The 26,734-nt window shown below is 61.0% G+C and carries 17 protein-coding genes and 1 pseudogene; 13 read left to right on the top strand and 5 right to left on the bottom strand.

Annotated elements, in window-relative coordinates:
* Positions 1-4 precede the first annotated feature (4 nt).
* The gene (locus G1C97_RS10250; protein ID WP_169241667.1) at positions 5-1,267 is read right to left on the bottom strand and encodes an MFS transporter; all 1,263 of its coding nucleotides are present in this window, start codon (positions 1,265-1,267) and stop codon (positions 5-7) included.
* A 298-nt stretch (positions 1,268-1,565) separates the two neighbouring features.
* On the opposite strand from G1C97_RS10250, the gene G1C97_RS10245 reads away from it, so the two are divergent.
* From G1C97_RS10245 to araA, 8 genes are all read left to right on the top strand, one after another.
* Entirely contained in the window at positions 1,566-2,579 is a 1,014-nt protein-coding gene (locus G1C97_RS10245) for a LacI family DNA-binding transcriptional regulator (RefSeq protein ID WP_169241666.1), read from the top strand.
* Between the two features lie 206 nt (positions 2,580-2,785).
* Positions 2,786-3,151, top strand: coding sequence for a 50S ribosomal protein L19 (rplS, locus tag G1C97_RS10240; RefSeq protein WP_033891529.1), 366 nt, complete (start codon positions 2,786-2,788; stop codon positions 3,149-3,151).
* A 185-nt stretch (positions 3,152-3,336) separates the two neighbouring features.
* Entirely contained in the window at positions 3,337-4,215 is an 879-nt protein-coding gene (gene lepB / locus G1C97_RS10235) for a signal peptidase I (protein WP_169241665.1), read from the top strand.
* Between the two features lie 93 nt (positions 4,216-4,308).
* Positions 4,309-5,037, top strand: a complete 729-nt coding sequence (locus G1C97_RS10230; protein WP_335341361.1) for a ribonuclease HII — start codon at positions 4,309-4,311, stop codon at positions 5,035-5,037.
* Positions 5,038-5,180: 143 nt separating this feature from the next.
* Positions 5,181-6,296: a LacI family DNA-binding transcriptional regulator gene (locus G1C97_RS10225; RefSeq protein ID WP_169241663.1), complete on the top strand. Its 1,116-nt coding sequence runs from the start codon at positions 5,181-5,183 to the stop codon at positions 6,294-6,296.
* A 268-nt stretch (positions 6,297-6,564) separates the two neighbouring features.
* Positions 6,565-8,211 (top strand): xylulokinase, encoded by a 1,647-nt coding sequence (locus tag G1C97_RS10220; RefSeq protein WP_169241662.1) that lies wholly within the window; start codon positions 6,565-6,567, stop codon positions 8,209-8,211.
* A gap of 45 nt (positions 8,212-8,256) precedes the next feature.
* Positions 8,257-8,949 carry an L-ribulose-5-phosphate 4-epimerase gene (locus G1C97_RS10215; protein ID WP_100496438.1) on the top strand — a complete coding sequence of 231 codons (693 nt, stop codon included), beginning with the start codon at positions 8,257-8,259 and terminating at the stop codon, positions 8,947-8,949.
* Between the two features lie 230 nt (positions 8,950-9,179).
* Positions 9,180-10,697: an L-arabinose isomerase gene (gene araA, locus G1C97_RS10210; protein ID WP_169241661.1), complete on the top strand. Its 1,518-nt coding sequence runs from the start codon at positions 9,180-9,182 to the stop codon at positions 10,695-10,697.
* Between the two features lie 383 nt (positions 10,698-11,080).
* Here the strand turns inward: araA and G1C97_RS10205 are convergent, their stop codons facing one another.
* Both G1C97_RS10205 and G1C97_RS10200 read right to left on the bottom strand, forming a co-directional pair.
* Positions 11,081-12,490: a hypothetical protein gene (locus G1C97_RS10205; protein WP_169241660.1), complete on the bottom strand. Its 1,410-nt coding sequence runs from the start codon at positions 12,488-12,490 to the stop codon at positions 11,081-11,083.
* Between the two features lie 3 nt (positions 12,491-12,493).
* The gene (locus tag G1C97_RS10200) at positions 12,494-13,183 is read right to left on the bottom strand and encodes a response regulator transcription factor (protein ID WP_165775858.1); all 690 of its coding nucleotides are present in this window, start codon (positions 13,181-13,183) and stop codon (positions 12,494-12,496) included.
* A gap of 189 nt (positions 13,184-13,372) precedes the next feature.
* Between G1C97_RS10200 and G1C97_RS10195 the strand changes: the two genes are divergently transcribed.
* Positions 13,373-14,233 carry a hypothetical protein gene (locus G1C97_RS10195; RefSeq protein ID WP_169241659.1) on the top strand — a complete coding sequence of 287 codons (861 nt, stop codon included), beginning with the start codon at positions 13,373-13,375 and terminating at the stop codon, positions 14,231-14,233.
* 104 nt (positions 14,234-14,337) lie between these two features.
* On the opposite strand, the gene G1C97_RS10190 is transcribed toward G1C97_RS10195, so the two are convergent.
* On the bottom strand, positions 14,338-16,161 hold the full coding sequence (locus tag G1C97_RS10190) for an AMP-dependent synthetase/ligase (RefSeq protein WP_100496433.1): 1,824 nt from the start codon (positions 16,159-16,161) through the stop codon (positions 14,338-14,340).
* A 479-nt stretch (positions 16,162-16,640) separates the two neighbouring features.
* Between G1C97_RS10190 and G1C97_RS10185 the strand changes: the two genes are divergently transcribed.
* On the top strand, positions 16,641-18,230 hold the full coding sequence (locus G1C97_RS10185; RefSeq protein WP_169241658.1) for a sugar porter family MFS transporter: 1,590 nt from the start codon (positions 16,641-16,643) through the stop codon (positions 18,228-18,230).
* A 226-nt stretch (positions 18,231-18,456) separates the two neighbouring features.
* Positions 18,457-22,242: a thiol reductant ABC exporter subunit CydD/CydC gene (locus G1C97_RS10180; protein WP_169241657.1), complete on the top strand. Its 3,786-nt coding sequence runs from the start codon at positions 18,457-18,459 to the stop codon at positions 22,240-22,242.
* 40 nt (positions 22,243-22,282) lie between these two features.
* Here the strand turns inward: G1C97_RS10180 and G1C97_RS10175 are convergent, their stop codons facing one another.
* Positions 22,283-24,463 (bottom strand): sugar porter family MFS transporter, encoded by a 2,181-nt coding sequence (locus tag G1C97_RS10175; RefSeq protein WP_169241656.1) that lies wholly within the window; start codon positions 24,461-24,463, stop codon positions 22,283-22,285.
* Between the two features lie 446 nt (positions 24,464-24,909).
* Here G1C97_RS10175 and G1C97_RS10170 point away from each other — a divergent pair, with 446 nt between their 5' ends.
* Both G1C97_RS10170 and G1C97_RS10165 read left to right on the top strand, forming a co-directional pair.
* Positions 24,910-26,259 (top strand): ABC transporter substrate-binding protein, encoded by a 1,350-nt coding sequence (locus G1C97_RS10170; RefSeq protein WP_169241655.1) that lies wholly within the window; start codon positions 24,910-24,912, stop codon positions 26,257-26,259.
* A 189-nt stretch (positions 26,260-26,448) separates the two neighbouring features.
* Positions 26,449-26,734: pseudogene (locus G1C97_RS10165) on the top strand (carbohydrate ABC transporter permease); the annotation flags it as partial.

Here is a 26,734-nt window from a genome sequence, read left to right as displayed (position 1 = left end):
GTGATTACTTCACGCGCTTGATCATCATGATCAACAGGCCGCCGATCACGCAGATGATGGTCTCTGCCGGGAAGATGGCGCGGTAGCCGAGGATGTTGATCACGCCGGCGGCGATCATCGGGCCGAAGACCTGGCCCAAGGTGTTGGCCATGTTGATGATGCCCAGATCCTTGGCTGCGGTTTTCGGGTCGGGCAGCACGGCCACGTTCAGCGCGCCGTCCACGGCGTTGTAGGCACCCATGCCGATGCCGGCGACCAGCGCGTAGGCGAGCATGGTCCACGGCTCGGCGGCGATGAACGGGAAGAACGCGCCCACGCCGAGCATCACGGTGGTCACGGCGACCGGGGCCTTGAGACGGTGGAACTTATCGGCCAGCGGGCCGGCCACGGCGCAGAACACGATGCCGGTGATCATCAGAATCACGGACATGATGGAGACGGAGTTTGCGGTGGCCTTGTCGTCCAGCTTCATGTAGTCGGTGAAGATGTAGAGCTGGTAGCCCACGATCACGTACTGGCCGGTGACCATCAGAATCTTGCCGGCGAGAGCCAGATAGTAGTCGCGGCAGTTCTGGGTCGGGAACATGAAGTTCTGCTTCAAGGTGTCGAGGTCGAACTTGGCGCGCGGCTCGTCAAGATTGCTGGGCTCCTTGGCGATGACTGCGGAGAGAATGCCGCCGATCACGGCGAATGCGGCGAGCACCTGGATGCCGGTGCCCACGTTGCCGAGGAACTGGGAGGCGATGATGCCGGAGCCGTAGTTGCCGAATGCCATGCCGATGCCGTAGAAGGAGGAGATGGTGCCACGCCAACGCGGTGCGACACGGTCGGAAAGCTGGGCGATCATCGGGGCGACGACCGCGTTCAGCACGGCCTGGTAGACGGCCCACACGCCGAGCAGCACCGGAATGTTCGGCGCCATGGACAGCAGCCAGAGCAGTACGCCGGAGAGGATGGAGCAGATGACGATCCATGGGGTGCGCTTGCCGTGCTTGGTGCGGGTGATGTCGGACAGCGCGCCGGCCAGAATGTTGGCGATGGTGGCCACGATCATGGCCACGGCGGAGAAGGTGGCCACCAGGGTGACTTTGTCGTTCGGGGCGAGCTGCTGGATCTTGGCCGGCAGCAGGGTGACGGAGGTACCGACGTATGGTCCGAGCCAGCAGGCCGGGCCGATGACCAGCGCCCAGCCGATGCGGGTGGGCAGCTTGGGCTGCGATTCGTTGGTGATGCCCACTGTTGCTGGGGCCGCTTCGTTGGAAGACATCGGGAAGTCCTTTCTTCTTGTGTTCCCTGTGGTAACAACGCTGCACTACAAAGATTGGAAACTTTCTCTAATCAAGAGAAACTTCGTTGTCATTTCGTGACTGTAATACCGACTTGATCGGTATCAAAAATACGGCGTGTCCATTGGAATATAAAGGTTATGGAAGGATTAAGAACTTTCGCCAAAGATAAAGAAAGTTTCTTAAAAACTTTTTCTTTGATGTGGGTTGCGTGATGGATTGTCAACGTGAGGGCTGTGGAAGGCTGTGCTGTGCCCCAATTGCGCTATGGTAAGGGCCATGACTTCCCAACCCGGCAATGCCAAACTCGCCCAGATCGCCCGAGAGGCCGGAGTATCCCTGTCCACGGCGTCCAAGGTGCTCAATAATCGTCCGGGTGTGTCCGACGCCACGCGCAAGCGCATCGAAGCGCTGTTGGAAAAGAACGGATATCGCCGTCGCCGTCGTACCGAGCAGACCACCACCACCATGGTCGAACTGCTGCTCGACGATCTCGATACTCCATGGTCCGAGGAGATTCTCTCCGGTGTGCTGGCCGGCCTGAACAAGCCATATGTGCCGATTGTCTCCGCCAGGACCAGTGAGGATTGGAACATCAGCGATTGGCTGGAGGAGGTGCTGGCGCGCAAGTCGGCCGGCGTGATTATTCCATTGTTCGAGTTTCCCAAGGAGGCCGAAGAGCGTTTGGCTCGCTCCGGCATTCCGACCGTGCTGGTCGATCCCACCGGTGAGGTGCCGAAGAATGTGCCCACAGTGGGATCCAATGATTACATCGGCGTGCGCGAGGCTACGGAATATCTGATTGCTCAGGGGCATACGCGCATCGCCTTTATCGGCGGTCCGACATATCTGCAGACCGCTGCATCCCGGTTGGATGGATTTCGTGGCGCGATGCGCCAGGCCGGCATCGCCGTCGACCCGGTGCTGGTGACCTCGGGCGAGTTCCGGTATGAGGACGGCAGCGAACATGCGCGTGAGCTGCTCGCTTTGCCGAATCCTCCCACGGCCATCTTCGCCGCCAGCGACATGCAGGCGGCTGGTGTGTATGCGGTGGCGTGGGAACGCGGTCTGAAGATTCCCGACGATCTTTCCGTCGTCGGATTCGATGATCTACCCACCAGCCGCATGCTGTTGCCGCCGCTGACCACCGTGCATCATGCCGTGCGGGAAATGGCGCAATTCGGTGCCACGACGTTGATGCAACTGCTGGAGGGCAAAGGCGGTTCCATGCCTGCGCATATTGAGCTGACCACGAATCTGATCGTGCGTCAAAGTGTCCGCAAGCTGCCGTAAACTTCTGCTTTGCTGTGTCGAGAAGCAGGCCGCCGCATAAGTCGGCTTCTCCATGGGTCCAGCCGAACGTGACTTTCGGCGGATCGGCAGGCCTCCCAAGGGCAAACCCAAGGGATTGACGCGAGCGATCGCGCCCGGCAATGCAATCAGGCAGGCGTGCGATCCCAAACCTGGGGCTGGTATGCGGCAGCACTGAAGGAACAACAATGGTTAACGCTATTGAGGCTTTTGACGCCAAGCACATGAAGCCGGCCGAGGAGATCCCGGCCTTCCGTCCCGGCGACACCGTCGACGTGAACGTGAAGATCAAGGAAGGCAACAACTCCCGTATCCAGACCTTCACCGGCGTGGTGATCGCCCGTCAGGGTGCTGGCGTTCGTGAGACCTTCGTGGTCCGCAAGATCAGCTTCGGCACCGGTGTGGAGCGTCGTTTCCCGGTTCACTCCCCGTCCATCGAGTCCATCAAGCTCGTGCGTAAGGGCCGTGTGCGCCGCGCCAAGCTGTACTACCTGCGCGCTCTGCGCGGCAAGGCTGCTCGTATCGTCGAGCGCCGCGACAACTCCGCCAAGTGAGTTCGTCCGCGAGTATACGCGAGTTGAACTGAGCAAACGGTCTGAAATCGTAAGTGGTTTCAGACCGTTTCTCGTATTCGTATTTCGTATTGTCCCCGTATGCTTGGGGCGATAGTCGTGGATTGCCGGGCTGCTCCCTGAAGGGCTTCGCCCGGCGGCAGACAAGCGTAGGTGGAGGAGATGCTATGCAGGATGATCGGCATGACGGCGGATTCTGGAACTGGAATGTCGACGGCGTGCAGCTGACCGATGCTGCTGCAGACGAGACGTCGTACCCTTCCGGAGCCTACGTCGAAACCCCTGCCGATGAAGCCCGCGACCGACGTACCTTCCAGGTTGCCGACCATGGTGTCGCGCCTTCCCCGGTACCGCCGGCCGTGCCGGTCTCCCGTACATCACGTGCTGCTCGCGGACGGCACGTCGCCCGTCATGCCCGTGTCGACGACCGATTCACCATGCGCGATTTCTTCATCTGGTGCGGCATCCCGATGATCATCGTGCTGTTGCTGCGCATCTTCTTCTTCGGCTTCTACGAGATTCCCTCGCGTTCGATGATGGATACCATAGTGCCGGGGGATCGTGTGATCGCCGCCAAATACGCGCCCAAGATCTCCGGCATCAAACGCGGGGACATCGTGGTGTTCAAGGATCCGAACAACTGGCTGAGCGCCGAGCAGAGCAACGCCATCGGCGGCGGGTTCCTGATCAAACGCGCCATCGGGCTGCCGGGTGACGTGGTGGCCTGCGCAGGTGCCGGCGAACCGATCACCATCAACGGCGTGGCCATCAACGAATCCAGCTATATTCGCCCGGGTGTCGACCCAAGCGCCTTCCCCTTCTCGGTGACGGTGAGCGAAAACCACCTGTTCGTGCTGGGGGATAACCGCGCCAACTCCTCCGACTCCCGATACCATACGGACGATGGCGATAGCGGCTTGGTGCCGATATCGGATGTGGTGGCCGTGGGATTGCTGACCTACTGGCCGTTAAGCCGGATTTCCGTACTGGACTCTCACCATGAGGTGTTCGACAAGGTCCCTGATTTCTCGTCGTCAGGTTCCTGATGGGGCCATGGAGCTGCTGTTCCCGGAGCGCTCTGGGTCTCTGGGCATCGGCGAAGGGCGAGACTGAACCCGTGTATGCCTGAAGGAGGCAACGTGATTACCCCGACGCTTGAGCTGGAACGTGAGCTGGCTGACCAAGGCTATGATTTGATCGCCGGTTTTGATGAGGTGGGACGCGGAGCGCTCGCCGGCCCGGTGATGGTCGGGTGCGCAATGGTTCACGCGCGTGATCTGGCTGACGACGCACCCACTCCTCTCGCTGTGCCGGATGGTGTGGCCGACTCCAAACTGTTGACCGAACACGCCCGTGAAGCCATCTTCGGTGAACTGTGCGACTGGTGCGCCGCGTGGGCGGTAGGGCAGGCCAGCAATGCCGAAATCGATGAATGGGGTATCACCTATGCGCTTGGTGTGGCGGCTTTGCGAGCTTTGGAGCAGGCCGAACATGCTTTGGGACTTGGTGCTGATGGTGATTCGCCGCGGTCGGGCTTGGAGCCGGGCTTGGTTCGTGTCGGCGCGATTCTGGATGGTCCCAGTGATTACATTACCAAAGCGTTGAACACGTTTGACGCGCCGGATGTACCTGTACCGGCGGATGTGGTCACCAAAGTCAAAGGCGATCGATACTGCGCCTCGGTGGCCACGGCGGCGGTGATCGCCAAGGTGACCCGTGACCAGCTGATGATTGAGCTCGGTGGGGATAAACGGTATGAGGCCTATGGATGGGCGCAGAACAAAGGATATGGTTCGGCGGCGCATCGGGAGGCCATCGCACAATATGGGCCTACGTCGCTGCACCGGGTCAGCTGGCATCTGGTGTAAGGCTGGGCGTGGGCAAGCGGGCGCGACACGGCTGTGTGAGCGCTAACGCAAAAATAAGGTAATCGCGCTAAAGTCAAAAGAGTCATCAGGTTCATCGCAGCCGGCAACGAATGCCGATTGCCAGCGGGAAAGTTCGAGTCGTTATGGTAGCCAGCCGCAAGCCTAACAAGCGTCCTTCAATGTTCGAGGTGGCGAAACTCGCTGGAGTCAGCCATCAAACGGTATCCCGTGTGATCAACAACTCCCCGGATGTTTCCGACGCTACGCGCGCCCGCGTGCAGGCCGCCATCGACGAGCTGGGGTATCGTCCCTCGAACTCGGCCCGTGCCTTGGCCTCGCGCCGTTCGCGTACCATCGGCCTGATCGCCGGCGGTCTCAAGTTCTTCGGACCCATCTCGGCCATCTCCTCCATCGAATCGATGGCCCGCGAACATGGCCTGTTCATGAGCGTGATGATGGTGCACGAGGCGCTGTGTACCCAAGCTGATTTCGACAATCTCTGCGACACCTTCAACGAGCAGAATGTGGATGCGTTCATCTTCCTGACGCCTACGGATGTGATGTTCGCCGCCGCATGCCGTGCCAAAGTGGGCCAGCCGCGTGTGATCGTGACCTCCACCCACGGGCAGATGACCGTGCGTGAGGGATTGAGCCTGCTGTCACCGGACGACCGTCGACGCACTGCATTGGTGGGGCTCGATCAGTGGGGTGCCATGACGAAAGTCGTGGAGCTGCTTGCCGAATACGGTCATAAGTCGGCGCTGTATTTCGCCGGTCCGAACGATTGGCGAGATGCGCATACACGACTGGACGCGTGGCGCAAGCTCGCCGCGCTCAAATCCATCGACTCGCAGATCGTGCGTTGCCATACGTGGGATGCGGACGAATCATATGCGCATATGAACCATCTCATCGACGAGTACGGACGAGTCGGCAGGCTGTTGCCCACGGTGGTGGTGGCGGCGAACGATGCGCAGGCGATGGGCATCGCACGCGCACTGCATGAGCATGGCGTGCGTGTGCCGCAAGACATCAGCGTGGTGGGCTTCGACGACATGACCGGCATGGACAACATGTATCCGCCGCTGACCACGGTGCGCCCGGACTTCGAAGGGCTCGGTGTCGCTGCGATGCGCGAGACGCTGCGTCTGTTGGGGGAGGGCGGTGAGGCTCTGTTCGCCAGCAGTCAGCACGGTGTGGGCCTGATCCCCGCCAAAGTGATGAATCGTCGTTCGCTTGGGCCGGCACCTCGCCGGTGATCGTTGGCTGCTGTACGTCGTCGACGGCTGACGCGTACGGAGGCCACGGCGCCTGTGGTGTCCGTACGCGTCTATGACTGGTACTGAATCCCGGTAATTGCAACGGTTATGACCGGTGCGAAATCCTGTTTATCAAACCGTTATCTTTCGGGACACGGTATAAGTTGTGTCGAATGCGGGTTATCGGTACAATGATTTTTGGAAATTGTGAGCGCTAACAAAACCTCCCAAGGAAGGGACCGGAAGCGCTCCTAGGCAAAGGAAAGATATGGCAGCAACCGACAACGCGGCCGAACAGGTCGCCACTATTGCCGAGAAGATTCGCGCGGGCAAGACCACGCTGGGCATCGAATTCGGCTCCACCCGCATCAAGGCCGTCCTCATCGACGACACCTTCCACACCATCGCCTCCGGCGACTACAGCTGGGCCTCCCATCTGGAAGATGGCCTGTGGAGCTACTCCACCGAGGAGATTTGGGGTGGTCTGCAGCACGCCTACGCATCCATGGCCAACGATGTGGAAACCGCATATGGTGAGAAGCTCACCCATATCGGACACATCGGCTTCTCCGCCATGATGCACGGCTACCTCGCCTTCGACGAGAACGGCGAGCTGCTCGTCCCGTTCCGCACCTGGCAGAACACCAACACCTCCGAAGCCCATCAGAAGCTTTCCGAGCTGTTCCAGTACAACATCCCGGAGCGTTGGTCCATCGCCCACCTGTATCAGGCCGTGCTCAACAAGGAGAGCCACGTCTCCAAGATCGCCTACTTCACCACACTGGCCGGCTATGTGCATTGGAAGCTGACCGGCAGGAGGGTGCTTGGCGTCGGCGATGCCTCCGGCATGTTCCCGATCGACCCGACCACCCACACCTACGAGACCGACTTCATCGAAAAGTTCGACGCTCTGCCTGAGGTGGCGGCTCAGCCGTGGAAGCTGGAGAACCTGCTGCCCACTCCGCTCGTGGCCGGAACGCCGGCCGGTGAGCTCACCGAGGAAGGCGCCAAGCTGCTCGACCCGTCCGGCACTCTGCAGCCCGGCATCGTGCTCGCCCCGCCTGAGGGCGACGCCGGCACCGGCATGGTGGCCACCAACTCCGTGCGTGTGCGCACCGGTAACGTTTCCGCCGGTACCTCCATCTTCGCCATGGTGGTTCTGGAGCACAAGCTCAAGGCTCTGCATCCGGAAGTGGATCTCGTTACCACCCCGGCCGGCGATCTTGCCGGCATGAGCCACGCCAACAACTTCACCTCCGACCTCAACGCTTGGGTTGGACTGTTCGGTCAGTTCGCCAAGGAGCTCGGCACCCCGGTGGATGCCGGTACGCTGTACGGCACCCTGTTCCGTGCGGCCATCGCCGATGATGTGGACGACAACTGCGGCGGCCTTTTGAACTATCCGTTCCGCTCCGGCGAGTTCCTGGCCGGTCTGCCCGAAGGTCGTCCGCTGTTCGCACGCAGCCCCGAGGCCAATATGACCCTCGGCAACTTCATGCGCGCCCAGCTGTTCTCCGCGTTCTCCCCGGTCAAGATCGGTATGGATGTCATGACCAAGCAGGAGCACGTTCAGGTGGATTCCCTCGTGGGCCACGGCGGCATCTTCACCACCCCGAAGGTGGCGCAGAGCATTCTTGCCGCCGCCTTCAACACCCCGATCAAGGTCATGTCCACCGCCGCCGAAGGCGGTGCATGGGGCATGGCAGTGCTCGCCAACTACCTGTGGAACACCAACGAGGACCACACCAACCTGGCCGACTATCTGGACGGTTGCGTGTTCAAGGACGCCGAGTCCACCACTGAAAGCCCGGTCGCTGCCGACGTGATCGGTTTCGAGGACTTCTTCGCCCGCTTCACCAAGGGTCTGCCCATCGAGCACACCGCCATCGAGTCCATCGATCTCGAAGACAAGTAATTTTTCAGTAAACGTCTATCCAACTCATTGGAAAGGAAACCAACAATGGCAACTCTGGCTGATTACGGCCCCGAGGTTCGCGCCGAAGTCAAGCAGGTTCGCGAGGTTGTCGCCACCCTGCACGAGCAGCTCATCAAGTGGAATCTGGTCGTGTGGACCGCAGGCAACGTCTCCCAGCGTCTGCACACCGCCGATCTGATGGTGATCAAGCCCTCCGGCCTGCGCTACGAGTACCTGACTCCGTCCAGCATGGTCGTGTGCGATCTGGACGGCAATGTGGTCGACGGCGCTGAGGCTCCGTCCTCCGACACTGCCTCCCACGCCTACATCTACCGTCACATGCCCGACGTTTACGGCGTGGTTCACACCCACTCCACCTACGCCACCGCCTGGGCTGCCACCGGTCAGAACATCCCCTGCGGCCTGACCATGATGGGCGACGAGTTCGGCGGCCCGGTGCCGGTCGGACCGTTCCGTCTCATCGGCTCCGAAGCCATCGGCGAGGGCGTCGTCGAGACCCTGAAGAAGTACCCGAAGTCCCCGGCTGTCCTCATGCAGAACCACGGCCCCTTCACCATCGGTAAGGATGCCGAGGCCGCCGTCAAGGCCGCTGCCATGACCGAGGAGGTCGCTCACACCATGTGGGCCGCCAAGCAGCTCGGCGACATCATCCCGATCAGCGATGAGGATATTGCGAAGCTGAACGACCGTTACACCAACGTCTACGGACAGCACTGATTTGATGGAGCGTCCTCGTCGTCGTGGAAGGCTTGAAGTACCTGTTGCGCTTCGCGCAACCGTCGCGTCAAGCCGCTCCCCTCGCCTACAGACAGTCCACTGGACTGTCTGCTAGACGGCTCAGCTCCTTCGCCTTCCACGCCTAGAGGTCGCACGCATCAAATAACCGTTGACTCTGTCAGTACTGATTTTTAAACACTCCACACAACGAAGTAAATGAAGGAGCCATTATGGCAATGGAAAACCCCTTTGAGGGCAAGGAAATCTGGTTCGGCGTCGGCTCGCAGGACCTGTACGGTGAGGAAGCGCTGCGCCAGGTCGCCGCTCACTCCGCCGAAATGGTCGACTACCTGAACGCCACCGGCAAGATCCCTGCCAAGATCGTTCTGAAGCCCACCCTGAAGTCCTCCGACGGCGTCAAGCAGTTCATGGTCGAAGCCTCCGCCAACCCGAACGTCATCGGCGTCATCGCCTGGTGCCACACCTTCTCCCCGGCCAAGATGTGGATCCGCGGCCTCGAAGTGCTGACCAAGCCGCTGCTGCAGCTGGCCACCCAGCACCACAAGGAGATTCCGTGGGAGACCATCGACATGGACTTCATGAACCTGAACCAGGCCGCCCACGGCGACCGCGAGTTCGGTTACATCGTCTCCCGCCTCGGCATCCCGCGCAAGATCGTCGTCGGCCACTACACCGATCCGGAAGTCGCCGAGAAGGTCGGCACCTGGGCCCGCGCCTGCGCCGGCTGGGATGCCTCCAACAACATGAAGGTCATGCGCTGGGGCGACAACATGCGTAACGTCGCCGTCACCGAAGGCGACAAGACCGAAGCCGAGCGCGTGTTCGGCGCCTCCATCAACACCTGGGCCGTCAACGAGCTCGTCGCCGCTTACGACGCCGTCAAGGACGATCAGGTCAAGGACATCATCGAGGACTACAAGGCCAAGTACGACGTTGACCCGGCCCTGCTGGACGCCAAGTACGACTCCCTGTTCATCGCAGCCAAGGAAGAGGCTGCCATGGTCAACATGATGCGCGCCAACGGCTGCACCGCCGGCGTCGACAACTTCGAGGATCTGGGCGCTCTGCCGCAGCTGCCGGGCGTTGGCCCGCAGCGCTTCCCGTCCGAGTACGGCTGGGGCTTCTCCGCTGAAGGCGACTGGAAGACCGCCGTCCTCGTCCGCATCGGTGCCGTGATGGGCTACGGTCTGCCCGGCGGCGCCTCCCTGATGGAGGACTACTCCTACAACTTCACCGAAGGCAACGAGCTCGACATGGGCTCCCACATGCTTGAGGTCTCTCCGTCCATCGGCACCATCGCCAAGCCGAAGCTGGAGATCCACCCGCTGGGCATCGGCGGCAAGGCCGACCCGGTGCGTCTGGTCTTCTCCGGCGCTCCGAAGAAGGACGCCGTCGTGGTCTCCATGGCCGACGAGCGCGAACGCTTCCGTCTGCTCATGGACGTCGTGGACGTCGTCGAGCATCAGGGCTCCCTCAAGGAGCTGCCGTGCGCTCGCGCCGTCTGGAAGCCTCAGCCGTCCCTGAAGACCGCCATCCAGTGCTGGATTACCGCCGGCGGCTCTCACCACACCTGCATGACCACCTCCGTCGGTCGTGAGGCTTGGGAGGACTTCGCCCGCATGGCCGGTGTCGAACTCGCCGTCATCGACGAGAACACCACCGCCCGCCAGTTCGAGAAGGAGCTGGAGCTGTCCGAGATGTACCACCGTCTCAACAACCAGCACTGATTGACGGAGCGTCATCGGTGCGGTGGAAGGTTCGAAGTACCTCCGTACTCCTTCACCTTCCGCCGCATCGATACCGCACTCGTCAATTGAGGTGAGTGCTGAGCGTTTCAGAGGCCGCTTCGGGAAACCGGAGCGGCCCTTTTTTTGTCACAATCGTTCCACAATGTCGATATTGCGGTTTTGTGACAATTCTTCGTGCCACATAAGCCGAGAATGACTTCTTTTCCTATCTTGTGGCAAGCAAATGGGGATGAGTACGTGCCGAGGTTCCGAAGTCGCTTGTCACGAAAATACTGAAACGCCCGATTTCGCTTGTTGTGACACGAAAACGGACCCGACAGTCATTCTCAAGTGCCTCACCCACATCATCGAGATGCCGGCTGTCAGATCAGCGGCAATCTCACGAGCGCCGTCCATGCCGGGCCATCGGTGGAGACGGTGAATTCGCCGCCCAGCGATTCCGCAGCCTGCCGGCATCGGTTAAGCCCCGTGCCGCCGGTCAATGCCGGGCTATCAGTGTTGCCGGTGTGGGCTGGTTCGGCCGTACCTTCTGCTGCGCTGCCGTTCGATGCTGACACCGTGGCCAGCCCCGCCCCAAGCGTGATTGCGATGCAGTAGCCCGCTGCAGGATCGGCGTATTTCATCATGTTGCCGACGATTTCGTGCAGAATATCCAACAACGCGCCCTTGCGTTCATCCGTACACTCCGAGGATTCTTCCCCACTGATGATGGTCTCGCCGACCAGTCCGTTCGCGTGCAGCCGTTCGTCAAGGGTCACGCCGAGCTCGCGCAACTCGGTCGTTGAAATCTCTGTGATGTGCGATGGTCGTAGGACTGCGTGCTTATGTCGTGATTTGCCACAAGCTGATGGTGCGCTACCGTTTGCGGAGGAATCATGGCCGTCTCCGTTGGCTGCCGAGGACCGTGCCGTCGCGAATTCCGTGTCTGCCCCGACCGAGTCGGTCCGATCCAATTCCGCGATAAGCGCGCGGACCTTGACCAATGATTCGGTTGCGGTCCGTTCGATGAGGGAGATGGTCTCGGCCTCATCGATGTGTTCGATCGGATTGGTGTGTTCCAGACCAGAATCATGTATGGGAGCCGACTGCCCGCCGTTTGGCATGCTGATGCTCTCCGACGCATCCGTCTCGCCGTGAGCCTCACGTCGTACCGCATCCGAATCCAATTGCCGGGCCAGCAGCAGAATTGTGGTCAGATCGTTGGCCACCGAATGATGCAGTTGCGTCGCCAACTCACGATCGGCCAGTTCATGCAAGAGCTCCGCACGCTCTTGGGCCGCAATCTCCTGTTGTTCGCGCCAGCTCATCATCGAGCCAAGCCAGATCGCCACCATCAGGAACGCGGCCGTAGCGCACACGATGGTAAATACCGAGGAATCCCACGGGTACAGCCAGATACGTGCCGCCGTGGCCCCCTCGGCGATCACCGCCGCGGCCAGAGCCATGCCCGCATTGAGATACGTCATGACCGTGACGGCCATCAAGAGACAGAACAGTATCGAAAACGGCGTGGCCTGCGGTACCACGCACCGTGCCGCCCAGAGCGCCACAATCGCCCAGCCGCCAACGTTCGGCAGCAGTGCCATGAGCAGACTGCATACGGTAGCGAGCAAGGTGAACAGCAACGTGACATCGCCGGCCTCACCCGCCGCATGCAGGTACGCGGTCTCGATTGCCGCCGGAATCACCGCGCACGCCAGCAGCAGTCGGGTGCGCGCATCCCAAAGCAAACGTTTGCGAGCATCTTTGCCGCCGAAATCGATGGTGCCCATGATTCACATCCTTAAGTATCGGCGGCATAGGGCCACCGCCTCGTCGCGGTCCCTCGCGTGCAGCTTCTCGCGCACCCTGGCGACCTGCGAGAAGATGGTGCCTTTCGAGATGCCAAGCTCGGCGGCGATCTCTTCGGTGGAACGGCCGTCCGCATACCGCCGCATGATGGTCGCTTGCTGCGCGGACAATGCGAATGATCGCGCCGGATGTCTGTCCGATTCGCCTGTCGTCCGAGGCTCCATGCCGGTGGCATGCACGGTGGGTGCGGTGGATGGTGCGGCGTTGTCCGGGAGTCCAGCGGCGGCATGTTGGATGGCAAGATGACGAATGATTCGGGCGATGGCCGCAATGTCGTCTTTGCTGATGACATCGGTCGCCCCGGAGTCGAGCGCGGCGTCACGGTAGACAGCCGGGTCATAAGCGGTCATACCGACCATCGGCAGCTCCGGTGCCCAGCGACGCACGGCCCGGCATACATCGACGCCGGTCATATCCGTTAGCGCCATGTCTACCAGCAGCACATCCGGACGGTCTTGCGTGCGTATGCATCGTTGAATTGCGGCCGCTCCCAACTGCGCGGTCCACAGCACCGCGAACCCCTCGCGGGCCAGCAGCGAACGCAACGCCATCAACGCCATCGCGTCGTTGTCCACCAAGGCGATGGTGATGCGGCCGGTGTTCCCCTGTTTCATAACCCATAGTCTATGGCGCTCGCCACGCCGAGCCGTAACCGATGTCATGCGGCGCATGTCAGCGGCTATGCTTCTTGGAAAGACGGGCCATAGTCTGGAACCATCAATTCACCCGATGGGTGCTGTATGAACCGGCATCACGGATGGATTGGACGACCGACAACCATCACCCGAGCAAGGAGGCCCGCGATGAACAAGGCAATGCAGGCACTGCGCAACCATACGCCCGTGCCGAATGAGAACTGTAGCCTGAAACGTCAGTCGGGCGGCGTTCGTACCGCTCGCCCTCTGTGGTGGTGGCTGCTGGCGGCGTTTCTGTCGTTCGCCGTCATCGTGACCGGCGCGTTCGTCTGGCAGCGATCCACGCGCATGACCTCCCAGAAGATCTATGACGAACTGGTCGCCCTTGACCCGAACGTCACCGAAGCGCAGCTGGAATCGCAGGGCTATGCGTACGGCGGCGAGGCCGTGGACGGCTGGCAGGGCTATTCCGGCGGCGAATCGTACCCGTGGTACTTCAACCCGGATCAGAAGCGCATCGACAAGTTCATCGATGATGTACGGGCCGGGCGCGAATCCGTACTGAAGCTCGTGGTGCGTGGCGTGGGGCCGGCGCAACAAGTCGCCGATGATGCGCAGGGAGGCGCTTCGTCCGACGACGCGGGCGGCATTTCGGTGCGCATCCTCTGGTACGACCCGAACATCAGCGCCGACTGGGCCGAGAAACCGAGCACCCTCGACCCGGTGACCGTCCACCACGACGGCAAAGGGCAGATTCGTGAATGGTGGTGGCGTAAGGGGCGGATCGTCACCTCGGACAAGCGGTTCGCGCGTGGCATCGAACGGACCGATGACGCGAACACCACCTATGTGCTCAGGCATCAGCCGCAGGTACCGGCTACCGTCACAGGCGGGCAGTCCGCCGCTACCGGTGATGGACGGACCGGCAAAACGGAGTCCGACAACTCCGGCGCAACCGGCGAAGATACCGAGAAGGATGAGACGATCATCATCGAGTACGACGAAGTCCTCTACGCGCTCGGTGGCTGACGGCGGTTGGCGGCAGATACGCGAAGTGGCTGGTTTTCCACCGACGAACTATGCGGTGGAAAACCAGCCACTTCACTGTTGGGCTATTTGAGCATTCGGGCCGCTCAGCGCTTGCCGTTGTAGATCTCGCTGTCGATCACATCTGCGAACACGCGGTTCACGGCCGGGCGCACCACCTTCAGGGATGGCGTCAGGCACTTGTTCTCCTGGGTGAACTGCGTGTCCAGCACCGCGAACTTGCGCACCGACTCGGCGCGGGAGACCGTGGCGTTCGCCTTGTCCACGTACTGCTGGATCTCCTCGCGTACCGCCGCGTTCGTGGCCAGACGGTCCACCGGGGTGTCGGTGGACAGGCCGTGCGCGGGCAGCCAGACGGCCAGCGACTCCGGGTCGAGCGTCACCAGGGCGCCGATGAACGGACGCTGGTCGCCCACCACCACGCAATGCTCCACGATCGGGCACTTGGCGATCTCCTCTTCCAGCGGGATGGGGGAGACGTTCTTGCCGCCGGCCGTAATGATGATGTCCTTGATGCGGCCGGTGATGGTGATGCGGCCCTCGTCGTCGATCTCCGCCAGATCGCCCGTGCGCAGCCAACCGTCAGCGGTGAACGCCTCGGCCGTCTTCTCCGGCAGGTTGTGATAGCCGCGGAACACGTTCGGTCCCTTGACCTGCAGCTCGCCTTCATCGGAAATGCGGATGGAGGAGCCAGGGGCGGGCTGGCCTACGGTGCCGATCACATTGTCGCTCACGCGGGTGGCGGCGAACGGCGCGGCAGTTTCGGTCATGCCATAGCCTTGAATCATCGGCAGGCCGATGCCGTTGTAGAAGTGCGCCAGATCCAAGGACAGCGGAGCGCCGCCGCAAGCCACGTACTTGATGCGCGGGCCCAATGCGCCGCGCACTGTGCGGTAGACCAGCGTCTCGTATTTCGCGTGCTCGGCGATCTCGCCCAACGTGTGCTTCTCGCCCGCCTGTTCCTTGCGGCTCCAGACGCGAGCGGCTTCGGCGGCCTTGAGGAACAGCCGGCCCTTGAAGCCCGCGCCGGCCTTGTGCGAGGCGGCGTTGTACACCTTTTCGAACACGCGGGGCACGCCCAGCAGATACGTGGGCTCGAAGGAACGTAGGTCCGGCAGCAACGACTTGGTGTCCGGCAGATAGCCCACCACGCCGTCATCCGAGGCGATGGAGGCGTACTGGATGAAGCGCGCGAAGCAGTGAGCCAGCGGTAGGAACAGCAGCAGTCGCGGATGGTCGTCCAGGATCATCTCGTGCAGCGCCTGCGAGGCCGCGATGGTGATGGATACGAAGTTCTTGTGCGTCAGCTCCACACCTTTCGGATTGCCGGTGGAGCCGGACGTGTAGACGATGGTGGCCAGATCGTCGATATGCACGCTGGCCACGCGCTCGGCAAGTTCCTCGTCGGAGACGGTCACGCCGAAACCTTCCAGTGCGCCCAGTGCGTTGCCGTCGATCATCAGAATCTGCTTGAGCGACGGGCAACGGTCCTTCACTGAGTCGAGTCGGTCGAAGCGCTCGCGGTTGTCTGCGATGGCCAGCTTGACTGAGGAATCGTTCATGATGTTCTGCGCTTGGGAGGCGGAGTCGGTGTCGTAGATCGGTACGCTCACAGCGCCTACCGCAGCCAGTGCGAAGTCGAGAATGCCCCATTCGATGCGGGTGGAGGAGAAGATGGTCACCGCGTCGCCTTTGGCGATGCCCAGTGCGATCAGGCCTTTGGCCGTGCGGGTCACCGCGTCGTTGAACTCGCCGGTGGTGACGTTCTGCCAGTGTCCGGGGCCGAGCTTTTTCGCTGCGATCACCGTGTCCGCGCCGGTGCGTTCGAGTCGATCCGTCAGCAGGGAATAGATGGTCTGATTGTCGTTGAGTGCGATGGATTCGCCGGGGGTGGTGTATTCGGTGAGCATGGCTGTCTGGGTCCTTAGGTTCAAGGGACGTATCGTACGTCTTCGGGGAGATGGCTGTTGACGATTCCGGCCATTCTGTCCATGAGGTTACGCTCGCGTAGGAAGATGCGCGTTGTGGGTACCGGAGAAGTTGCGGGGTGGGTTTTGTCGGTTGTCTACAAGGGTGATGCCGATGTGGGGTGAAGGAAAGGCGCCACCCGTAATCGATAACGGTTTGACAACAATTCGATGATCGGGTGCGCGTTTGGCCGCGCGGGGTGCTCAAGCGCGATATCATACTCGATTGGCGGTTTTTGTTAGCGCTAACAAGAGGTTGAGGCGGGGCCGTACCAAGGCCGTGACAAGACCCTCGCAAGCGGGGCCGGACAGATTGTTTCGTCATCCGGTACCTGTCAGATGCTCCCTTATATGAGCTGCAGTGCGAGCTGAAACCGACGCTAAGCAGAGGAAAAACATAGAGAAGAACGAGAGGATGCTGCATGAGTCAGGCAGTACAATCCAGCGAGACCATCTCGACGGTCACCGAACGTGACGAACATCAGCGCCGCGGCTCCGGCCGCTATATCGTAGGTCTGGCGTTGAGCGCCGGCTTGGCCGGTCTGCTCTACGGATACGACACCGTGTCCATCTCCGGCGCCATCGACTTCCTGCAGTCCAAGTACTCGCTGAGCCCGGCCCTGCAGGGTCTGGTCATCAGCTCCATCATGATCGGCGGCGTGATCGGTGCCGGCTTCTCGGGCTTCCTGTCCGATAAATACGGCCGTCGTAAGATCCTTATGTTCGGTGGTGCGTTCTTCTTTGTGGCGGCTCTGTGGAGTGCCTTCACCTTCAGCCCGTTCACGCTGATTCTGGCCCGTGTGATCGGCGGCGTGGGCATCGGTCTGGCCGCGGCGCTCGCCGTGACCTACATCACCGAGTCGGCCCCGACCAATATCCGCGGTGCTCTGACCAGCGCCTATCAGTTGCTGACCATCTCCGGCATCTTCCTGACTAACGTCATCAACTACTTCATCGCTTCTTCCGGCTCCCATGAGTGGGGCATCGACTTCGGCTGGCGTTGGATGCTCGGCATCGGCGCCATTCCGGCCGCTATTTTCGTTGCCGCGCTCTGGTTCTCCCCGGAGTCTCCGCGATTCCTGGTTCAGGCCGGACGCGTGGAAGAAGGCTACAAGGTTCTCGAACGCATCAACGGCTCGGACAAGGCCCGTCGTGACGTCGAGGAGATCCAGCTCCAGATCAAGGCCGAGCAGGAAGCCAACGCCCAATTCTCCGACCTGTTCAAGCCCGGCCTGCGCAAGGCCCTGCTCATCGGCATCTTCCTGGCCATCTTCAATCAGGCCATCGGCATGAACGCCATCTCCTACTACGGCCCGGTGATGTTCAGCCACATGGGATTCGGCGGCAACACCGAGTTTCTGGCCTCTTCTCTGGTGGGCGGCATCGAGCTCGTGTTCACCGTGGTGGGCATGTACCTGATCGATACGGCCGGTCGTAAGAAGCTGATGGCCGTAGGCTCCGGCTTCATGGTGCTGTTCGCCTTGGGCATCTCCTTCTCCTACGCGAACAACTATCAGCTGCTCATGCTCATCTTCGTGATGTGCTTCACCTCCTGCTTCGCCTTCTCCATGGGCCCGATTCCGCGGATCATGATTCCGGAGCTGTTCCCCACCTACTTGCGTGGACGCGCCACCGGTATCTGCACCGTGTTCCTGTGGGCCACCAACTGGGCCATCGGCCAGTTCACCCCGATGCTGATCAGCTCCATCGGCGGCATGGGCACCTTCTTGGTGTTCGCCTGCACCAACCTCATCTGCTTCCTCGGCGTGGTCACTTTCGTTCCGGAGACCAAGGACAAGACCTTGGAGGAGATCGCCGAACTGTGGAAGCCGAAGTCCGATCAGTCCAACGCGCAGTTGGAAGTGGTGCGTGCCACCGCCGAGCTCAAGCAGGCCGAAGCGGATATCAAGGCCGCCGAGGCCGAGTTGGCCCGCGCCCGCCGTGCCAAGGAGCGTGCAATCGCCACCAAGGCCGCCGCCGAAGCGCTTGTGGCAGCGCAGAAGCAGCGTTAGAAGCAGCGTCAGTCTGGCGTGTGCCTGTCGCTTCCGCTACGGTGACAAGCAGCCATTGAATATGTCAAGGCTCTGCCGCACCGAGATCAAGCGATTATTCGCAACAGTTCGTCTCGCTCTTCGCAACGGAGAGATACGAAGCGAACGTACACCGTGTGCATGAAAGCGAATTATCGATTCGATCTCGGTGCGGTAGAGCCTTGACGCAAGAGAAGGGACGACGGGCATGTTCGATAAACGTCTGTTTCAGATAGCGCCGGGCATAAGACGGCTGGTAGTGGGCAAAGTGGCGCTGATGTGGGTGAGCTTGTTGGCCAACATCGGTTTCATGCTGTCTCTGGTCATGCTGCTGCATGGTCTGCTGAGCGTCGCCTCGCCCGATGCGTCTCAATGCGGTAACACCGCGCCGGATGCGGCCTGTTCCACGCCGCTGTCCGACGTTTCCGGCTCCCATGTGCTGCCCATGGCCGGCGATCTTATGGTGTACGTGCTGCTCGCGCTGGTATGCGCGGGGGTGCGTTATCTCGCCACCACGCACGCCGCCAGACTTGGTACGGAAGCCGCTGAACGGGTCAAGCTGGCCCTGCGCTCCAAGCTCTACCGTAAGATGTTGGCCCTTGGCCCGTCTTACAAATCTCGTGTGACCACGGCGGACGTGATCCAATCCGCCGGCGAAGGCGTCGAACAGATTCAAAGTTTCTTCGAGTTGTTCCTGCCGCAGCTGTTCTACGCCATTCTGGCACCGATCACCTTGTTTGCGGTCATCGCGCCCATCGACATGCCTTCCGCGCTCACCATGCTGCTATGTGCGCCGCTGATTATCATCGTCACCGGCATGGTGTCCATGACCGCGGCCCGCGCATTCAAGAAATACTGGGGCCGTTACACGGACATGGGGGCCGCCTTCCTCGATAACCTGCAGGGTCTTGAAACGCTGAAGAACTTCGATGCGGACGACCGGGCCGCCGCCGAAATGGATAAGAAGGCCGAGACGTTCCGCGTGATGACCATGCGCGTGCTGCAGATTCAGCTGCGCTCCCTGACCGCCATGGATGTGGTGGCATACGGTGGTGCCGCAGCCGGCATCGGCGTGGCATTGTGGCGCTACGCCCATGTACATGTATCTGCCGGGGCCGGCGGATGGTCTGCGGCAATGGCTGCCGCAAGCATGCATGGGCCGCTCACCTATGTGGCGTACGGTTTGCAATATCTGATGCCGTTCGGTGCGGGTTTCCCGCTCACCCTGGCCGGCCTGCTGTTCATCATCCTGCTGTCCGCCGAATTCTTCATCCCGATGCGCCAGCTTGGCTCGTTCTTCCACGTGGCCATGAACGGCATGACCTCGACCAAGCGTATCTTCGCGCTGCTTGACGCTCCCGAACCTGCGCACGGTACTGCTGCGTTGCCGTCTGACGGCAGGGCACCTGAAGTTCGTTTCGATGCGGTCGGCTTCTCGTACGACGACGGTACGGAAGCGTTGTCCGACGTGACGTTCACCGCACCTGCCGGCCGATTTACCGCCATCGTCGGCGTTTCCGGCTCCGGCAAGTCCACTGCCGCCGCGTTGCTGTCCGGTTCGCTGATCGGTTACCGGGGATCGCTGACGCTGGGTGGTGCGGAAGTCCGCGACCTGTCCGGCGAAGCGCTGGCGGGCGAGGTCACCTTGATCGGTGCCCGCAGTCATCTGTTCGCCGGTACGTTGCGCGAGAATCTGATGATGGCGTTGCCGATCGGAGAAGTGCGCGATGGTTCCGGTTCCGCGTCGCCCTTGAGTGCCGGCGCTGTTGATTCGGGCTCCCGGTCTGTAGACGGTCGTCTGTGGGCCGCTCTTGAACAGGCCCGCATCGCCGACTTCGTACATGCGCAGCCGGCCGGCCTGGATATGGTCATCGAACCGGATGCCGCGAACCTGTCCGGCGGCCAACGTCAGCGTATCGCGATCGCCCGTGCGCTGCTGCACGATTCTCCGGTATTCGTATTCGACGAAGCCACCAGCAGCGTGGACGTGGAATCCGAAGCGATGATTCTCGACACCATCCGTGAGCTCGCGGCGGCTCACGGCAAAACGGTGATCATGATCACTCATCGCATGGCCAATGCGGAACAAGCCGATCAGGTGGTGGTGCTCGAACATGGTCGTTCCATCGAAAACGGAACGCATGCAGACCTGATGGCCGCAGACGGACGATACGTCGAGTTGTACACCGCGCAGGCCGATATCGAGAACATCGTGAACGACGATTCCGCCGCTGCCGGCCAACGGCACGTGGCTGCATCCGGTGGTCATCGCGGCGTTGCGGAAGACGAAGCGGCCGACGCCGCCACGCTCACCACGTGGCAGGTTGTCGGACGGCTGCTCAAAGAGGCCAGTCCGCTGACAAGGCTTATGGTCGCGGCCTCCGTTTCCGGCTCGGTCGGACATCTTGCGGCGACATTCCTGCCGGTGTTCGGCATTGTGGCCGGGTTCGCGCTCGCCGGCCATCCGGTGTGGAATATGGGCGTTGGCTCAGCGCTCGCCGGCATGATCGTCTGCGCGCTGCTTCGCGGTGCCACTCGCTATGTGGAGCAGTATCTCAATCACAATGTGGCCTTCCATCTACTCGCACTCTTCCGCTCCAAGACGTTCGCGTCGTTGCGTCGCCTTGCGCCGGCCAAGCTTTCCGGCAAGGGCAAGGGCGATTTGATTGCCATGCTCACCACGGATGTGGAATTGCTGGAGATCTTCTTCGCCCACACCATCAGCCCGGTGGCCATCGCCGCGACCACCACCGTCGTGTACACCATCGCAATCGCCACGCTCAACCCGTGGATGGCGTTGATGCTTATCGTCAGCCATCTGACGATCGGCGTCATCGTACCGAAGTTCTTCGCCACCGGTGTGCATAATCTCGGTCCTGCCATCCGAGGCGCGGCCGGCAGACTGGATGATGTGATGCTCGACGATATGCGCGGCTTGGACGAGATCATCCGTTTCGGCCGCGGCGAGGAGCGTGCCCATGGTATTGAAGAGCGTACGCGCGCTTTGTGGCGTGATCATGCCCGGCTCAGCAGGATCAACGGCCGGTTCGCCGGCATCGGCGGCCTGCTGGTATTCCTGCTGATGGGAATCACGACGGTTCTGGCGTTGCGTCTCGCCGCAGCGAATCCGATGGACATTCCCTCACTGGTCACCGCATTCGTGCTGCTTGTCAGCTCGTTCGGCCCAACGCTCGCGCTGAGTGCGCTGCCGGCGAATCTCACACAGACGTTTGCCGCCGCACGCCGACTGTTCGGCATTATGGACGAGACTCCGGCCGTTGCGGAAACCGGCACTGCCACCCCCGAATACGATGGCATGCGCCTCGACCACGTGGCGTTCTCCTATCCGGGCGCTTCCAGCGGTACCGCTCCGATTCTTGCGGACTTCAATCTTGACGTCCCCCGCCATGGCATTCTGGGCGTGCAGGGACCGTCCGGTCGGGGCAAGTCCACGATGTTGAAGCTATTGATGCGCTACTGGGATCCGCAATCGGGACAGGTTGCGCTTTCCGGCACGCCGCTGCCGGATATTGACGCCCACCATCGGCGTAGCATTCAAGCGATGATGAGCCAGGAAACCCATCTGTTCGATGGTACGGTTCGGGACAATCTCCTGATCGCACTGCCTCAATCACAGATCGAATCCATCCAGCCTGACATCCTCGACGCTCGATTGCGCGAGGCATTGGCCAAAGCTTCGGTACTTGATCTTATCGACTCATTGCCTGAGGGCCTGAACACCCAAGTGGGGGAGCTGGGCGACCGCCTTTCGGAAGGCGAACGCCAGCGCATCGGTCTTGCCCGCGTGTTCCTGCGTAAGGCGGACCTTATCCTGTTCGACGAGCCGACCAGTCGTTTGGATGCCTTGAACGAGGCGATGATCCTGCGCTCGATCCGTCAGACGACTGTCGATCACGGCAGTGCGGTGGTACTGGTCTCGCATCGCGAGTCTGCCATGCGTATCGCCGACTCGGTGCTGGTGCTGGATGCGTAGCCGAGACTGACCCACTCCGAGGCGGCTTATCTGAAACAGGTCAGGCTTTGATGAAGGCGTCCAGCGAATCCAGTGCTGCATCGATGGCACGGGCTTCGCGGGCGTCTTCGGTTTCATGCTCGAAGCGTTCGGTATAGGCCGGTGCGGCGCACGCCGCTTCGATGGCCGGCGATAGCAGTATGCCGCCGGTAGGATCGTCATCGGCGTCGAGATGTGAGGTGCGAGAACGCTTGAACAATGCCGAAAGATCGTCGGGCATCTCCTCGTCCAACGTATCGACTGCTGCGCGAGCTGCATCTTCGGCGTCTGAGCCGCTGAGCATCGCGGCATCATGGCTGTCGTCACTGATGTGGCCGGTGCGGTTGGTGCGGTCGGTGTCGTTGGTACCGGCGGATTCGTGCGGCCGGGCGGGTAGCGGAGGATTCGGCGGCACAGGTACGGCGTTGCATGCCAACTGATGCGAGGCGCTCGTAGCTGTGCGAGCGGGTTGCGGCAACCGGTGGCGTGACTGTTTGACGGTGCCATGTGCGGCTTCTTGCGGTGAGTCTTGTTGGGGATTCTGGGCGGACGCGGCGACTGACTGCGTCGCCTTGGTCGGCTGTGCGGCTGCATGTATTGCAGCGAGCCGTTCACGCTCGGCCGCTTCGAGTGCGAATACACGTTGTTGGGCGACGGCGCGCGCATGTTGCGCTGCGGACATGATGCCCAATGCCTGCATACGTTCGTTTTCCACACGCCGCAACGTCGCCTCCGCATGGCGGATATTCGCGTCAGCTGAATTCAGCGCATACTTGGCAGAAGCCAGTTCGGTTTTCGGTTGCCAGAAACGTTCGATATCTTCCAGCGTACGTCCCATCGTCTCCGGCACCAGCAGAATGACGCCAAGCATGCAAACCAAATCCAGCACACCGAATATGGCGAATGCGACGCCACCTCCCAGCCCGTCGATCAATATTGGTGTGAACTGGGCGATCATCCAATTGGCGAACAGCAGAAACATCACGCACAGGCCTGTTGCCCGGCCGCGCAGATATGTGGGGAACAATTCGGGAATGACGATCCAGGGAATCGGGCCCATCGAAAACGCGAACGCGGCTGTGAACGCCATCACGGATACCAGCATCAGCAGAGGGCTGTGCAATAGGTATGAGACGGATATGCAGGCGGCGAATATGCACATCATGCCTGAGCCTATCTCCATAAGACGTTTGCGGCCGAACGTGTCGATCAGATACATGCCTACCACGGTGGCCATCAGTTCTACGCCGCCGACGCTTGCCGCAGCCAAGAATTCTGTGTCACCGCCGAATCCCATCTGCGAGAACATCACCGGGCCGTAGTAGGAGATGGCGTTCATGCCGATAAGCTGGTTGAACACCGCCAGGAAAATGCCGATGCCCAACGCGCGTCGAAGACCGGGGCGGAACAGGTCGTGGAATTCGTTGGACATCTCACGCTCCAGTTGGATTGACGCGTTGATGTCGTCGGTACGCAGACGTGCCCGTTCGGTCCCGAGAATGTGTTCGAGCACCGTGAATCCTTCGTCGATTTTGCCTGTCTGAATCAGATATCGCGGACTTTCCGGGGCTCCGATCATGGCCAGCAGGAAGGCGGCGGAAGGCAGCGCTCCCAGTCCCAGCATCCATCGCCAGCCGTTGCTGATGTCCCAGCTGCTGTTGCCGTGCGAGGCGATGATGTAGTTGATGACGTTGGTGAGGAAGATGCCGCATACGGCGAACATCTGGTAGGAGAACGAAAGCAGACCGCGAATATTGGTCGGTGCTGATTCGGTGATGTAGGTAACTGCCAACGATGCGGTCAGGCCGATGCCGTAGCCGCCGACCGTGCGTGCCACGATAAGGTCGATTGGCCCCCAGGTCAGTGCGCTCCAGATGGCGGCGATGAAGAAGAACGCGCCGCCGATGATAAGGAGACGGCGACGGCCGTACTTGTCGGAGAGGAAACCGGCCGTTGCCGCGCCGATGATGGCACCGAGCATGATGGAGGAGATGACCAGTCCTTCCATCAGCGAATTCAGGCCATATTTGGCGCGTAGAAATTCTATGGCACCGGAGATGGAAACGGTGTCGTAGCCATAGAGCAGTCCGGCAAGGCCTGCGCTGAGCGCCAGCCCGAACGTGTATTTGCCTGATCCTTGGGTGCGGATGGCCGTACCCAACGGATTTCGCTGTTGCGCGGTGGCACGAGACAGACCCGCCATGTGCTTCTTCCTCTCAACACAGCTATGGGGGAACGTGTCCATATTAGAGGACCGCGGAAGGTTATGCGTGAAGATTTCACGATGTATTCTTCCGCCATATGAGCGTTCACATCGGCGGCGTGGGCGGCTTCCGCCGTGAGTGAAAGTGTGATGATGGGTGTGCTGCTTGGATGGCATGCGGCTTCATCGCGGGCCTGTGCCATGCGTGCATGCGTATCGTGCCGACGAGCGGGTCGGTGGGCGCAGGATGATTTTCTGTTGGAATTCTCGGCGTGTTCTAGCGTTTTGACAAATAGGTACACGGGTGTATCATAAAGGTATTGGTACACGGGTGTACCAAAGTAAACACCCAAGGAAACAGGAGTCTTCGGCAAGCGCGTAAGGCGTTCGGATGCATAGTGGTATTCCGTGCTTTTCATGCTTTCGAAGTCAGGAGGAGATCGCTCATGCGTACCATCAAGAAAGTTCTCGCGGCAACGGCTGCCGTGGCCACTCTCGTCAGCATTGCAGCCTGCGGCAGCAGCTCGGACGGCAGCGCCAACAAGGGTGATGCCGACAAGGCTGAGCTCGTATTCTGGGGCTGGGATTCCGGCAATTCGATGAAGGACATCATCGCCAAGTTCGAAAAGGCCAACCCTGGCATCACCGTGAAGTTCAACAACACCGGTACCGCAGAGAAGACCTCCACCGCGCTTTCCAACGCCATCGCCGCAGGCAACGGTGCTCCGGACGTCGTGATGCTCGAAGATCCGACCGTCACCCAGTTTGCCGTCACCGATGGCCTCGTGGACCTGAGCGAATTCGGAGCCGACAAGCTTGCCGATGACTTCGCTGCCGGCCCGTGGAACAAGCTCCAGTACAACAACAAGCCGTACGCGTTGCCGATTGATTCCGGCCCGGAAATGTTCTTCTACAACAAGGCCGTGTTCGACAAGGCCGGCGTTGATGGCGAATCCATCAAGACTTGGGACGACTACTACGAGGCCGCCAAGAAGATTCGCACCACCGGCTCCTACATCACCAACCTGGCTGGCACCTCCAACGATTATCAGCCGTTCACCGCACAGATTTGGCAGGCCGGCGCTCAGCCTTGGAAGGTCGACGGTGAGAAGATCACCATCAACATGACCAAGGACGAAGGCATGCAGCGCTACATCAAGTTCGTCCAGAAGCTCATCGACGAAGACCTCGTCGATACCAAGACCCCGAACTGGTCCGACGATTGGAACCGTGAGCTGAACGACGGCACCATCGCCTCGCTGACCATCGGCGCTTGGATGCCGATCAACCTGATGACCGGCGCCCCGGACCAGGCTGGCAACTGGCGTGTGGCTCAGCTGCCGCAATGGGAGGAAGGCAAGGAGGTCTCCGCCGAAGACGGTGGTTCCGCACTCGCCGTGGTCAAGCTTTCCAAGAACCAGGCCGCAGCCTACAAGTTCATCGAATACATGACCCACGGCGATGGCGCTCAGGTCATGGCCGATACCGGCACCTTCCCGTCCCTGAAGAAGATCCTCACCTCGGACTCCTTCACCGATCCGACCACTGAAGCCAACAAGAAGACCAACGACTACTTCGGTGGGCAGAACGTGAATGAAGTGCTCTCCGAGGCGGCGCAGCGCCCGACTGAGAAGTTCCAGTACCTGCCATACAACCCGTTCGCCCAGAGCGCCTACGGCGATGAGGTCTCCAAGGCTTACTCCGGCGACATCACCCTGGAACAGGCGCTGGAGAACTACGGCAAGAAGCTCGCCGAGCAGGGTGAGCAGCAGGGCTACACCGTCACCGTCAAGTAACGGCTGTGCCGCAGTCCGGGCTTTTCCCGGTTCTCCTTGCCAGAGGAGACGGACGCCGCAGACGGACTGAGGGGTAGTCGGTAGATCAATAGGTAGGCAAACAGGAGCGGGGATGCTCCCCAGCGTCCCCGCTCCTTCCATGCCCGGACAAGGCAAGCAAGCCGATAGGTAATAAGAGAGAGGCAAAACATGTCGGAGCAAGCATTGGGTGCCACGGGCGCGGATCCCGCCATGACGGGACAGCATACGGCTCAGGCCCGCGTCAATAAGCATAAGGCGGATTGGCGTGGGTGGAAGTTCATGTGGCCGTTCGCGGTGGTGTTCGTGTTCGTGTTCATCATCCCGATTGTGTACGCCATCTACATTTCGTTCTTCAAGAAGCAGATGATCGGCGGCACGAGGTTCGTGGGGCTTGAGAACTACTCGCGCCTGCTGGTCGACCAGCAGTTCTGGTCGTCGGTGGGTCGTGTGGCCC

The organism is Bifidobacterium olomucense (assembly GCF_012932375.1).
GTDB lineage: Bacteria > Actinomycetota > Actinomycetes > Actinomycetales > Bifidobacteriaceae > Bifidobacterium > Bifidobacterium olomucense.
Note: the sequence above shows the minus strand (reverse complement) of the source record. Positions and strands in the feature narration are given on the sequence as shown.

Excerpts from the sequence above, each read along its gene's own strand:
- G1C97_RS10250 (WP_169241667.1), bottom strand. The coding sequence starts at position 1,267 with ATGTCTTCCAACGAAGCGGCCCCAGCAACAGTGGGCATCACCAACGAA.
- G1C97_RS10245 (WP_169241666.1), top strand. The coding sequence starts at position 1,566 with ATGACTTCCCAACCCGGCAATGCCAAACTCGCCCAGATCGCCCGAGAG.
- rplS (WP_033891529.1), top strand. The coding sequence starts at position 2,786 with ATGGTTAACGCTATTGAGGCTTTTGACGCCAAGCACATGAAGCCGGCC.
- lepB (WP_169241665.1), top strand. The coding sequence starts at position 3,337 with ATGCAGGATGATCGGCATGACGGCGGATTCTGGAACTGGAATGTCGAC.
- G1C97_RS10225 (WP_169241663.1), top strand. The coding sequence starts at position 5,181 with ATGGTAGCCAGCCGCAAGCCTAACAAGCGTCCTTCAATGTTCGAGGTG.
- G1C97_RS10220 (WP_169241662.1), top strand. The coding sequence starts at position 6,565 with ATGGCAGCAACCGACAACGCGGCCGAACAGGTCGCCACTATTGCCGAG.
- G1C97_RS10215 (WP_100496438.1), top strand. The coding sequence starts at position 8,257 with ATGGCAACTCTGGCTGATTACGGCCCCGAGGTTCGCGCCGAAGTCAAG.
- araA (WP_169241661.1), top strand. The coding sequence starts at position 9,180 with ATGGCAATGGAAAACCCCTTTGAGGGCAAGGAAATCTGGTTCGGCGTC.
- G1C97_RS10205 (WP_169241660.1), bottom strand. The coding sequence starts at position 12,490 with ATGGGCACCATCGATTTCGGCGGCAAAGATGCTCGCAAACGTTTGCTT.
- G1C97_RS10200 (WP_165775858.1), bottom strand. The coding sequence starts at position 13,183 with ATGAAACAGGGGAACACCGGCCGCATCACCATCGCCTTGGTGGACAAC.
- G1C97_RS10195 (WP_169241659.1), top strand. The coding sequence starts at position 13,373 with ATGAACAAGGCAATGCAGGCACTGCGCAACCATACGCCCGTGCCGAAT.
- G1C97_RS10190 (WP_100496433.1), bottom strand. The coding sequence starts at position 16,161 with ATGCTCACCGAATACACCACCCCCGGCGAATCCATCGCACTCAACGAC.
- G1C97_RS10185 (WP_169241658.1), top strand. The coding sequence starts at position 16,641 with ATGAGTCAGGCAGTACAATCCAGCGAGACCATCTCGACGGTCACCGAA.
- G1C97_RS10180 (WP_169241657.1), top strand. The coding sequence starts at position 18,457 with ATGTTCGATAAACGTCTGTTTCAGATAGCGCCGGGCATAAGACGGCTG.
- G1C97_RS10175 (WP_169241656.1), bottom strand. The coding sequence starts at position 24,463 with ATGGCGGGTCTGTCTCGTGCCACCGCGCAACAGCGAAATCCGTTGGGT.
- G1C97_RS10170 (WP_169241655.1), top strand. The coding sequence starts at position 24,910 with ATGCGTACCATCAAGAAAGTTCTCGCGGCAACGGCTGCCGTGGCCACT.